The sequence below is a fragment of the Sphingobacterium sp. InxBP1 genome (assembly GCF_026191775.1).
GTDB lineage: Bacteria > Bacteroidota > Bacteroidia > Sphingobacteriales > Sphingobacteriaceae > Sphingobacterium > Sphingobacterium thalpophilum.
In genome coordinates this window covers 93,977-107,133 of record NZ_JAINDX010000040.1, presented here as the reverse complement: position 1 = coordinate 107,133, position 13,157 = coordinate 93,977, and the positions used below count along the sequence as shown (strand labels likewise).

At 41.7% G+C, this 13,157-nt stretch carries 7 protein-coding genes; 2 read left to right on the top strand and 5 right to left on the bottom strand.

Going from position 1 to position 13,157, the window contains the following annotated elements; genetic code table 11:
- Both K7A41_RS04830 and K7A41_RS04825 read left to right on the top strand, forming a co-directional pair.
- Entirely contained in the window at positions 1-609 is a 609-nt protein-coding gene (locus tag K7A41_RS04830; RefSeq protein WP_265712815.1) for a hypothetical protein, read from the top strand.
- Positions 610-657: 48 nt separating this feature from the next.
- Entirely contained in the window at positions 658-1,743 is a 1,086-nt protein-coding gene (locus K7A41_RS04825) for a Gfo/Idh/MocA family protein (RefSeq protein ID WP_265712814.1), read from the top strand.
- A 150-nt stretch (positions 1,744-1,893) separates the two neighbouring features.
- Here the strand turns inward: K7A41_RS04825 and K7A41_RS04820 are convergent, their stop codons facing one another.
- From K7A41_RS04820 to K7A41_RS04800, 5 genes are all read right to left on the bottom strand, one after another.
- Complete coding sequence (locus tag K7A41_RS04820) at positions 1,894-3,414, bottom strand: RagB/SusD family nutrient uptake outer membrane protein (protein WP_265712813.1); 1,521 nt, start codon at positions 3,412-3,414, stop codon at positions 1,894-1,896.
- A 90-nt stretch (positions 3,415-3,504) separates the two neighbouring features.
- Positions 3,505-6,753 (bottom strand): SusC/RagA family TonB-linked outer membrane protein, encoded by a 3,249-nt coding sequence (locus K7A41_RS04815; protein ID WP_265712812.1) that lies wholly within the window; start codon positions 6,751-6,753, stop codon positions 3,505-3,507.
- A gap of 225 nt (positions 6,754-6,978) precedes the next feature.
- Positions 6,979-7,668, bottom strand: coding sequence for a hypothetical protein (locus K7A41_RS04810; protein WP_265712811.1), 690 nt, complete (start codon positions 7,666-7,668; stop codon positions 6,979-6,981).
- 18 nt (positions 7,669-7,686) lie between these two features.
- Positions 7,687-11,112: a DEAD/DEAH box helicase gene (locus K7A41_RS04805; RefSeq protein ID WP_265712810.1), complete on the bottom strand. Its 3,426-nt coding sequence runs from the start codon at positions 11,110-11,112 to the stop codon at positions 7,687-7,689.
- Between the two features lie 79 nt (positions 11,113-11,191).
- On the bottom strand, positions 11,192-12,916 hold the full coding sequence (locus K7A41_RS04800; RefSeq protein ID WP_265712809.1) for a hypothetical protein: 1,725 nt from the start codon (positions 12,914-12,916) through the stop codon (positions 11,192-11,194).
- Between the last annotated feature and the right edge of the window lie 241 nt (positions 12,917-13,157).

Sequence of the window (13,157 nt, the reverse complement as noted above, 5' to 3'; positions counted from 1 at the left end):
ATGGGGATAAAAGTAAGAAATCAGATCGCTGCCATAGCGCGGATCTTGGTCAGCGCACCTGATCCTTCGAGTTTGAAGGAAGCGCTTCGCGTGCTCTTCGAGCAAGCCCCATCACCTGAGCTCTTCATGTTTGCCTCAAAATGGTCGTCTGAAAAGGCTGCGGAAATACATTCAGGCCAAGCTATCTGGGCTGACCTGAAGCAGATCATTGCAGACCATCCTCAGCACGGCTTTGCACTGATAGAGGGCAAAAATATACACGATATACCTAGTTTTTACGCAGAAATCAACCGGGTTTATATGTCCGACGAAAGCTGGGCAATTGGTTCGCTCGATGGGTTTAACGATTTACTATATGGGGGATTTGGTAAGCTAAGCGATGCAGATAAGCATACCATGATCTGGAAGGATATCACTTATAGCCGTGAAAAACTGGGTGTGGCGGTGACCTTACAGTACTACCGGAACAAACTGGCCACGGGTTCTCCCTACAATCGGACCTATTTCCAGCAGAAACTAACCGACTTACAAGCGGGCAAAGGGCAGACCTACTTCGACATCATCACGGAGATCATTTTATCACACAACAAGGTTGACTGGATGTATTAGTCATTTATCGCTTACAAAATGTTATCTTAGAGTACCTAATACCGTCATATGAAACATTTATTCAACGTGCTATTCTTTTTCGCTCTACTGGCTCAACAGTCGGCATATGCCGGCGAACTGCTTAAAGTTGCCGTAGCGGGCCTCAACCATGATCATGTCTATCTATTACTCCATTTATATAAGGAGAAAAAAGTGGATATCATCGCTGTGGCAGAGCCCAATAAAGTTTTGGCAGCAAAAATCCAGTCTGAGCACCATCTTCCTGAATCGGTGTTCTACACAGATCTGAACAGCTTGTTGAAACAGACAAGGCCTGACGTTGTACTAGCTTATAACCCCACCAATGAACATATCCTTGTCGCCGAATCCTGCCTGCCACTCAAAATACCTGTTATGGTTGAAAAGCCCCTCGCAACGACGTTGGCAGATGCCAAACGTATTGCTGCACTGTCAGTCCAATACGACACACCGTTTTTAGTCAATTATGAAACCACTTGGTACAAAAGCAATCAACAGTTAAAACAGTTGGTTGATAAAAAGGAAATTGGAAATATTACACGAATGATTGTGAAAGACGGCCACGAAGGGCCTAAAGAGATCGGCTGCAGCAGTTATTTTTTGGACTGGCTGACTGATCCTCAAAAAAATGGTGGTGGTGCAATGATGGATTTTGGCTGCTACGGGGCCAATTTGATGACTTGGCTCAAGGATGGTGAGCGCCCGGTCTCGGTCACTGCTTTTACCCATTCGCTTAAGCCTCAGGTGTATCCAAAGGTGGAAGATGATGCCACAATCATACTCAACTATAAAGACGGCAGCACAGGTATCATTCAGGCGTCTTGGGCATGGCCTTATAGTGTCAAAGACTTTCAGGTATTTGGCACAAAGGCGCAGCTTTATGCTAAAAATGACAAGGAACTGTTCAAATATTCACAGCACAACGATCTACCGTCGGCTGTTCCGTTAGACTTACCCTATTTTGAGCATCATATTGCTTACCTGGAGCAAGTATTGAAAGATAAAAAAGCAGTGGAAAAGGATCTGGGATCCATCAGCAATAACGTCATCGTTGTCGAGATATTGGAAGCAGCAAAGCACTCCGCCAAAGAAGGCAGGTCTATCATTCTGGAATAAAACAACGAGGTATGTGATACACATACCTCGTCGTGCAAAAGTCTCCATTATTATAGGGAGTTTCGCCTGTTGTCCCGATGGTGCGTGCAGTATTCTTTATTCAAGACCAGAAAAAGATTTTCTTCATACAACTTTGCATAAAGTCCTATATTAATACCCAGGATTTTGATACATGCGCTCCGGATCCAATTTATATTCATCAAATGGGATGGGATAGTATCTATCCTTGGTGGAGATATTGGATATCTTGGCATTGCCATACTCCGATTGCTTCTTGGTTTTAAAATAATTCACCAATTCCTGCGGGTTGTAATTGCGGATCAAGTCAAACCAACGATGATTCTCAAAGGCCAGTTCCACACGGCGTTCGTGCAATATTGCTTCCTTTAATGTTGGATATTTGCTACGGTAGCTAGCATTCAACATGGATGCGGCGTAAGAAGGCAATCCCGCGCGTTCCCGCACCTGATCAAGGAGCGCGATCGCTTCGGCTTCCTTTCCTAAATGATATTTCGCTTCGGCCAACAGTAACATAACATCTGCATAGCGGATCAGTATCCAATCGTTCCCTCCCCAGCCATTGGTACCAGCAGCATCACTATTATCCCTGAATTTGGTGACGAACCAATCTTTTACCTGAGTATGGTTGGCAAATTTGACGGAGAAAGCCTTACGTAGGTCATCTTGCTCATAATCATTGATCAGGTCTAATTTTACGACTTCACCAACACCCGTTGAAGTATATTTAGAATTGATTGTTTCTCCTCTAGCCTGATAGTTACGAGCAATACTCGAACTGTAATTTTGGTCTCCCTGCTTGTATTGAATCTGAAAAATCAGTTCTTTACAGGTGTTTTTCTTTGTGACATCAAAGACTTCTTCGTAAGGAATTTCACTCAGTTTACCAAAGGTTCGCATTTGATAGGCCGCATTAAGATATTGTTCCGCTTTGGCGAAATTTTCCGCACTGCCTGATGTCTGTGTTGCACCCAAAGTTAAGTATACTTGTCCCAAAATTGCATTGACGGCCGCTTTAGATGCTCTGCCGACAACGTAATCTTTCTGTGTATTGGGAAGATTGCTCGTCAACGCCTCGGTCAAGTCCTTAATGATTTGCTCATACACAAGCGATTCCTTTTGACGAAAAGCTAGTTCATTGGCCTGCTCCTTCGTGATCACTTGTACCGTAGACAATGGAATATCACCAAATTTGCGAACCATATGGAAGTACAGTAAAGCACGCACAAATTTTGCCTCAGCAATATAGCGTCCTTTAAGCTCCTCACTGGAAAACGTGACGTCTTCGATATGCGAAAGGACGACATTACAACGGTTGATTGCCGTATACATTGCTGACCAATGTGTCTTCAGATAGGTGTTACTGGGCAACAAGGAGAAGTCATTGAACTGAAATGGTTCGCCTGCATTGGATTGGTTATCGTTCCGCCCCGTATTGTCCGAGCGCTCCTCATTGTATAGGGTACTTGACTCGCCGATGGTACTTCCGGAGCGTAAAGACTGATACAGGCCGTTGACAGCCAAAAGGACGTCATTCTCCGATTGAAAGTAATCGTCGATAGTGACAGCGTTGGGATCTTTCTGATTCAGGAAATCCTTGGAACAGGAGGACAAAGCCAGCAGAACAAAGGGTAATAAATATCTTTTTTTCATCGTACTTCTTTATTTATTGCATGATGGAGAATTGCAATCAGAACTCCACCAGGTCGTGTCAAAATTTTATGAATGTAGGCAGCAGATTAATTAGAATGTTACTTTTACACCAAGATTATATGATCTTACCAATGGATAAAGGCCATAATCGACTCCTGGCGTTAGATTACCCCGTTGATTATAATCCGGCTCAGGATTATAACCTTTGTATTTTGTAACCGTAAAAGGGTTATCTATTGTAGCATATACCCTTATGCCGGACAGTGTCAATTTATTCGCTAGGTCTTTTGGCAGATTATATCCCAGGGCGATATTTGTCATTCGAAAGAACGATCCATCCTGCAGATAGAAATCCGACAGACGTGTACTATTACTTTGAGTACCGCCCCGGGATGCCCGGTAGACTTTACCGTTACCTGGGTTTTGTGCCGAACGATAACGTTGTGCCACATCGGCGTATTGATTACCCGAACCTTCCATATTATACAGGTAATAATCATAGCCATCCAATACTTTATTACCTTGCGAGCCATTGAATGATGCACGCAAATCGAAAGATTTATAGCGGGCGCTCAGGGCAAAGCCATATGTAAAATCAGGATGCGGATTACCGATTATACGTTTGTCAGCATCGTTGACAATACCGTTACCATCGACATCTTCAAAATAGAGATCGCCGGGCTGTAGCGGTGTGGATGATGCTGCTGAAGGAGCTACAGTCTTATAATTTTCTTCTGTTGCGACACCGAGAACTTTGAAGCCATAGAACATACCAATTGGGCTACCTTCTTGAGTAATGTGTGTTAAATAAGAACGTTCAGCACCATTGGTTAGGATTGTAGATGCACCTCCGAGATCCAATACTTTATTTCTGTTGACATTGATATTTCCACTAAATCCAAGCTCAAATTCATTTTTACGTATCAATGTGGCATCGATCTGAAAATCAAATCCCTTATTTTGTACTTTTGAATTCGGTAAATTCGTCAAGATGCTGGTTGATCCAGATACGGCAGAAATTGGCTGATTAAACAACAAATTGAATGAACGGCTAAGGTAGAAATTGGCCATCACGTTCAACCGACCTCTGAAAAGGCCAAGGTCAAGCCCTGCATTATATTGTGAAGTTGTTTCCCAGCTAAGGCTAGGATCATATAGGTTTCCAGCCATATAGGAGGTTTCCACTTTGTCGCCCAGAATGACCCCAGCCGGTGAATTGAACACCGATAGTGCACGATAATCACCAATATTATTATTTCCACTACGTCCCCAGCTCGCTCTTAATTTGACGGTCGACTGCTGCCCTAACCAATCGTTATAAAAATCTTCTGCCGAGATCGTCCAACCACCGGATACGGAAGGGAAAGTGCCCCATTTATTATTTGGACCAAACCGGGAAGATCCGTCGGTACGAATCGAAGCTGAGAGAAAATACTTTGAATCGTAGCTATAATTTACTCGGCTAAAATAAGATTGAAGCGTTGTAATCCGTTTGAATGTATCATCCTTTAAAAGCTGAAAGTTTGATGGATCAGCCCCTTTATCGGTAATCTCCCCGATTGCATTATTCTGAAAACCATTTGCCCTTACACCCTGGTAATCGTAGTCAGTGCGTTGGGCGGAGTAGCCTAATAGAGCAGAAATCTGATGTTTATCGAAAGTTTTATTATAATTTAATGTAGTTTCCAGCAATTTATCCAGTTCGTTTTTTGTTTTAGCATCTGCATAGGCTGCCGAAACTGCTTGCGGTGAAAATGGCTTGTTATTTCCGTCCGAGATACTTGTAGGACGGAAATAATCATATTTTTCATCATAGGTAGACAGTCCGCCGTTGACCTTAAGATGCAGATCATCTAGGATAGAAAAGTCCGCAAATGCATTATAAAAGCCTCTTTTTCCACGGCGGTTGTTCTTGATCTCGGTTACATAGGCCAACGGATTTTCAGGATTTTGAATACCGTAATTGTTGGCAGATAAATCGGCCATAAGGTATTTAGCGTAGGTACCATCTTCGTTATATACCGGCAAAGTCGGTAAATAGATCAGAGCTGCCATGGAAGGGCTTCTATCATAACGTCCCGTGGTGACCTCATTGTTGTCATTGTACGTGAATGATACATTAGCGCCGACGGTTAATCTTTTACTCACTTTACTATCGATATTGGCCCGGAAATTAAAGACCTTTTGGTCTGTGCCCAGCATGATACCTTGCTGATTTTGGTAGGAACCACTTAAAAAATACCGGTTCTTCTCGTTGCCGCCATATGTGGAAACATTGTGGCGCTGAAAAGGCGCATTTCGGTATAAAGCATCCTGCCAATCGGTATCGTATGCCGATTTTTTTGCGGAGCCCGTTGCAAAGTCATAGTACGCTTCAGGTATGCTGACCGAACCGGCGTTACCCACATTGGCAACACGTGTTTTATTGTCGTCTAGCCGTCTACTTTCTGTCCAGGCAACTCCTTTCGCTGCCAATAGATCTTTATAAGAGTTATTCCGTCCATCGATCAACAGGTCGATAAATTGTTCAGCATTCAAGACGTCAATTTTCTTGGAAAGCTGCCCAAAACCGCCCAGTACCTCATAGTCTACGTTGCTTTTATTTTCCTTGCCGCGTTTAGTGGTAATTAATACCACACCCCCCGCTGCTCTGGATCCATAAATCGCAGCAGATGCTGCGTCTTTTAAGATATCGATGGATTCAATATCATTTGGATTGATATTCAAATTGTTTCCTGCTGGATAGCCATCTATAACATACAATGGATCCGAACCGGCATTGATCGATCCCATTCCACGGACACGCATTTTGGTGCCATCGTATGGGGCACCACTTGTCTGCATCACCTGTACACCTGCTACTTTACCAACTAATGCCTGGGATAATTTTGGTGCGCTCAAATTGAGTTCCTCGGCCTTAACGCTAGCAATTGCACCAGTGACATCCGACTTTCTGATTCGCTGATATCCGATAGAGATGGTCACCTCTTCCAGGGTATTCTCATCGGCTTGTAAGGAAAAGATCTGCCCGTTGGATTGGGTGACAGACTGTAAGAGCCTGCGATACCCAATAAAGGAAATACTTAGGCTATCGCCCATTTCGGCTTCGATCTCAAAATTTCCGTTTATATCAGATTGAACGGACTTTTTACTTTTCAAATTTTGAATGGTCGCTCCGGAGACGGCGTTTCCCCGCTCGTCAACGACCCGTCCCTTGACCGTGCTCTGTACACGCAGGGATTGCGATGTGGTTAGTGAGAGTGGTTTAGCTTGAACAGCTGTAGAGCTTGCTGCAATGGCACATAACAACCAAAAAACTTTGTTGGTTTTAATTTTCATAAGTAGTGCATTTGATTTACGGGTACAAGGTTACAAATGCAATATGAAGGCTATATCAACAAATGATTAACAGATCTTAACTAAACCGAGTTAGCACAACACATAGTCTTAATAAAAAAGTAATAGTGACAGGGATCCAACGAAGATAGATTTCTAAAAAAGCACAGATTGTATAACGGCTTAAGCCGTTATACAATCTGTGCTTACGTTCAACAGTCTCTCCCATCAGATGATGCATTCGACCTCCTTTCTTTTCATGAGATGGAATACATATCTCCCATCTACGTTTCGCAAGATTAATTTACTCTGTTGAATTAGACCATACAGCACATTTTTCAAGTGTCTTGGATAAATCTGAAGATGGACCTGTCCTGTATAACTGACTTTTTGAAACAGCTGCCAGGCAGGCACACCATCGGCAAAGAAATCATCTTCCAGCAGCAACTTCATTTTCTGCCGCACATGCAACATGGCATCTGATTCATGCTGAAGGTCTTTTTCGGATTTCCATTCTTCAAATTGCAATTTTGGTGCAGCAGGCCGCTTTTTCCCCGTTTCAAAAGTCCAAGGTACTTCAATGGAATAACGCCATTTGACCTCATCCTCATGAATACGCATACGCACTAACCGCTCTTCTGATAGCTCATATTTCTCGCGGTGAAATTCCATAGCGACGACGTCTGAGCTGGCATATAAGCGATCTAAAAGGGTAGATTCCTGCATCAAGAACTTTCGGGGTTGAAACATCCGCTCAAAGTCTAAGTACGCATGATCGGGCTTCCCAAGTAAAAAAGACAATTCTTCAGGCCTCCAGCCCCACTTAATACGTCGCTTAAGATAGGTGTACCAAAGCTGAAAATCGTGCGCATACATCATTCCCGAATAGGAAATGTGGGTTTTAGATTCAGTCTTCATCAGTTTTAATTTTTGTGGTTAATCGAATAGTTTAAGTAGTTCTTCTTTACTGATAGATTTCATCAGATTGGTTTCATCCAAGATTAGGCCCTCAGAAATTCGTTTTTTACTTTCCTGAAGTGTCAGAATATGTTCTTCAACAGAATCCCTGCAAACAATCTTATAGGCCATTACATGCTTATCTTGACCTATCCGGTAGCAACGGTCTATCGCTTGAGCTTCGGCGGCAGGATTCCACCAAGGATCTAAGATGTAGACATAGTCCGCAGCAGTGAGGTTCAAACCGGTCCCACCAGCTTTTAGGCTGATCAAAAAGACACGACATTCGTCATCGTTTTGGAATTTTTCCACGGCAGCTTGCCTTTGCTCTTGGTTCATCTTTCCATCCAGGTAGATATAGTCTATTCCACTATTATCAATTCGTTGAGCTACAAGCTTAAGCATGGACGTGTACGCTGAAAAGAGCAAGATCTTATGGTTAGGAGCGACCTCCGCCATAATTTCATCAATGAAGTCCAATTTGATTGACTCGTTACCAAAGTCACCATCTTTCATCAGAACAGGAGAGTTGCATAGTTGTCTTAGCTTCTGCAAAGCCTCCAACGCAAAAAACTTCAACTTTGAAGAATCTTCACCGTTTAAATTCTCTTCAATTTCCACTCGATATCTTTTACGATAGATGTCATAAAGCTTCCGTTGTTCGTGCTGCATGTCCAAATAGAGGGTAGTTTCTGTTTTATCAGGTAAATCTAATGCCACCTGCTTTTTGGTTCTTCTCAAGATGAATGGAGCAATCATCTTCTGCAAATTCGTTAGGGGTACATCGGCTTCTTCCACGTCTCCAAGAGACTTATACATTTTATTAAAATTTCTGTAACTCCCAAAAAAGCCCGGATTGACCATGGTCATTTGTGCATAGATGTCTTCAATACCGTTTTCAATTGGCGTACCAGTCATGGCAATTCGAAATGATGCTTGAATAGAAAACAAATATTCGAACCGCTTGGAATTCCGATTTTTTACCATTTGAGATTCATCCAAAATCATATAGCTGAATGATTGAGATTGAAGAAAAGAGAAGTCTGCCATTGCAGTTCCATACGTTGTAAGTACGATCGATGCCTTCGCTAAAGTCTCCTGATCTTTTCTTTTCGTACCATGATATACATAATAACTTCGTTCCGGAACAAATTTTTTAATTTCATTCTGCCAATTAAATAGCAAGGAATTAGGAACGATAACAATGGAAGGGTCCGCCTCTGGATTATTTTGATAATAGTATTCCAATAAAGTAATAACCTGTAATGTTTTTCCCAGTCCCATGTCATCGGCCAGAATACCGCCCCATTGAAACTCCTGTAAAAATGCCATCCAGCTAAAACCAACCAATTGGTAAGGTCGTAACGTTGCTTTTACGGTATGGGGAACATCTAATAAAGGTATTTCTGTCATATTGGCCAATTTATCTCGCCGTTCTCTTGTACTATCGCTAATAATCCTAGGATCTATCTGTTCCAATTGTGTTTGAAAAGAAATTAATTGCGCTGAGGTGAAAATGAGGTAAGGGTCTTCTATACGTGCCTGACCAAATAAGGGTAAAAAAAGCGATTTCAACGTGTCACTGATATAGACATGGTCGCCGTTATTGATCTTAAACCAATTTTTCCTTTCCAATAAATAAGGTTCAAACTGGCTAGGTTCGAGTACTAATTTCCCCAGCTTAAATTTTATATTGACGTATAATAAATTGGACTGCGACTTCAGCTCCCCCACCTCCCATTTCAAAGAGAAAGGATAATAGTTAGATCCTTTAACCAAACCGCTAAGCTTGAGCTTAATGTGATGATCCTGACATACTTTACCGAGATTCTTTATCCAATTCGTTCGAGAAATTAGTGATGTTCGCAATTCCCAAGTGTGGGCAGAAGCCTGCTCTTCAAAAGATTCATGTTGATTTTTAACAAAATTGCTAAAGGCCAGCTCCGTCTCAACATGGCGCTCTTGAACACAAATTTTATTATCGATGTAAGTTAAGACAGTGGTACTAGGCATATCAACAATGGGCAAGGTAACTGTCCCAAAATCTATATAGGCTCTCAGGACTAATAAGTCGTCTTTAAGGGACAGCTCCAGTATTTTGGTTTGTTCATCTTTCTTTTCCACCGTTGTTGGCAGTTCCTGAAGCCCCTCCTGTCTGTATTCTATAGAAAAATGGGGCGCTATTGGATGTAAGATTTCGTCATAGAACTTGCCAATGTCTTGACTCAATACAAAAATCCTGAATGCCGAATACCGAAACTGGTTTAGCAATTTTTCGACATGTAAATCATCAATGAAAAGAACATGTTTGGAGCCTAGTTCCAGAAAGAAACTATGCACATCACTCAAAAACTTGATTTTCTTCAACAAATTGCCTTTATAATAAGCTAGCAATTCCATCAATAGACCATCTTGGCTTTCGACCAATTGAATCTTAAGTTTAACATCTCCATTAGCAATTTTTAGTTTACGAACCTGGTTGAGATGGGAGCTGTATCGGAATCGACAATGTGTTAGACCAAAATTGTTGGTATTGGAATAGAAGAAGATCAGCTCATCTTTACACAATTGATTGGAGACGAGATCCCTCCATAAGTCCATTATTCGATGACGTCTTTCGTTCTTTTCAGCAAAGGAGAGTGCGTCGCATCCATTGAGTCGAAATGCAGAAGCCCCTAGCTGTACCATTTTCCGTGCTACAGCATCAAGCATCAACTCATGGCAAGTGAGATGTTCTGGATGTGGCATGTCTTCTTTAAATAGATAGCTTTCCTTGAAAACGTATTTTTTCTTTTCGTCACTTAAAAAAGGAAGTAAAAAAGGTAAATGATCGATCGTATTATTTATCGGTATGGCAACAATAAACTTACCTTGCGGCTTGGGAACTGCAGGCTTAATGGGATAAATTTTATGGCTAGCTAGATGGCATATCTCCGATGGTTTGTGAAAACCATAAATGCTACCCCGATCTGCCGTGGCATTGATTTCAATTGCCGGCATTCCTCCATGTTCATTCTTAAGAGACAATTTAAATAGCTTGCGTTGATTCGCATGAGGTTTAAACCATTTTGGATCGTATAGATGAACAAAATAATATTTATTCTTACTTACCTTTTCGCGCAACAAACTATAGGCATGTTCACATAATGTTGCTTCCATTCTTCCACACGAGCAATTTACTTTTAGGTGTTCAGCGGTCAGTCTTATTTGAAGACGAACATTGCCTCTTCCTCTAGAAAATCCTTCAAATACATATGTATTATTAAAAACACTTTCTTCCAGCAGCACGCTAAAATCCCAATCAAATTTTGCAGATTTTCCGTTAAAAAATCTTTTAAGATAAACGATCGACAGCGATTTCTCATTCTTGCTTTGCCACGGTATCGCTACCTCTATTTCATTCATTGATCTATGTTTAGTTATCATGGTTTATGTTTTGTTATCATACCTATGTAAAGGCCTGATATTTTATCGGAACTTCAATTTATATAGTCCTGGATTTCAACTCCATATACTTCAAACTCTGCTCGCATAGGTCGGTAAAAAAAGCTGCAATCGCCTTGGCTTTGGACTTAAAGTAGTTTAAGTCCAGTTGGTCCAATTCTGGAGGAAGCTCATAGACCCGGCCTTTCATCAACTTTAATAGTTGTCCATTCAAGATTTCCTCCGTATCGTCTTTTGCCACAAAAAACTGGCTCACCTTTTTGTCACAGATACAAGTCCAGGCAACAAGGTCTTCTACAGCCGCATTCATTGGCGCATAGCCGATTCGTAAATAGAGATAATTATGCAATCCGATCAGGGTGAGCTGGTTTAACAAGAGTACGGCCAATGGCCGGCTAGAGAAACAATCATTACAACAGGTAGCGACCAGGTCTTGCATGAGCTTTGCATTTCGCGCCCACGTATTGGCAGTTTTATACAGGGCGTCCGACCAATTTACCGGTGAAATAGAATAAGTAGGCTTATAGCTTGGATCGCGATAAAGCACCACAGATTCGTTCCAAATCGTATGCGAGAAGCGACTGCCTGTATTTAATTTTGTTTCAATAAAATTTGTATTTAAAAAGGCCATGATTGCTGTCACCCGTCCATAAGATATTTTTCGAAAATGGTATGGACCGATTTTCTTCTTGATGACCGCGAGATAAATTTCAGCATTGCTGTGCTCCTGTTGCGGGAATTCGAATAACCCTTTGCCTCGTGCATCACTTGCATAGTAATTCAGCAACATAATCTGTTCGGGACGATTCTCCTGACGAACTTGATCAAGCAAATGATATATGTCCGATTGATACTGCTCCGGCCAGGGAAATGCATGAAAAATAGGGTCGTTTGACACTACTGCTGTCTTTTTCGCTTCGATACACTTCCCAGATTCGACAGTTTTACTCTCTTTCAGTTTTAACGCTTCCATTTCCCTCATTTTCTCATAGCCCGTCTGAAGGCGTTTCATAAAATCCAGGTACAGCTCTCCTACTGCACTAAGGATGGTCTTGCAGTGATCATAAAGCCAGGAGGCATCAAAGGCTGATATCTCCAAGTCCTTATTTTGTTTTACCGCGTTAAAAGCGCTGTCCAACAATTTAAAGCGTGCCTGTTCATCAGCATCTTTTCCCGTAATTGATTGCCTCAACATAGAAAAATGCTCATGGAGATTCTTGATTCTATTGCTGATATGATGGACATTATTGGCTTTTCCATCGATCATGATCTGCAACAGCCGTAAATGGTTTTCCACGCTCTGGTGCAGCATAAAAACGGCTCTCTGAAAATTTCCTTGTGCAGCAAAGGTTTCAGCTCCCCTGAAAAAATCAACCGAAACCGGCGTCATCTTTTGGTAATACTCCTGCGAAATTTCCAAAATACTCTTAAGTTCTTTTGCCTTAAGCGGCTGACTATGCTTCTTACTGTCAAGATAAATGATATGCTCGGCCAGCGATGCATAGGAATAGTATAAACTACCTGTTTTTATCTTATTGAGCATTTCGCCTGTGGGCACTATTTCAAAGGAAATATTTTCCTGATCCATCAAACATAACTCCACTATGGGCTTTAATACTTTATGCGAAAGACCGCTCACGGGTTTAAGTGCCAGCAATAAATGATGATACTCCTGCTTAAGAAATTCATACTTAACGAGGTAAACGCGATCGAGGTCTAGACGCTGAGACAACCGATCAATGATTAATTGGCTATTAATTTCCATTTCAAAAAATGACTTTAGATAAAAAACCATGCAACAGAAAGCAGCAGCAACAGCGCGCGCTGACCGCAAAAATTGCACATAACGAACACTTATTTGTAAAAAACAGCGACTACCAAGGTGATTAAATAGGGGTCAACTCAGTTGCGACATAAACGTTCGCACCTTGGTCTGATTAGGAAAGGCCAACTCAGAAATCAACAGATATTGCATATTCAGCAAGCGAAAAGTTATGGTCCGCAGT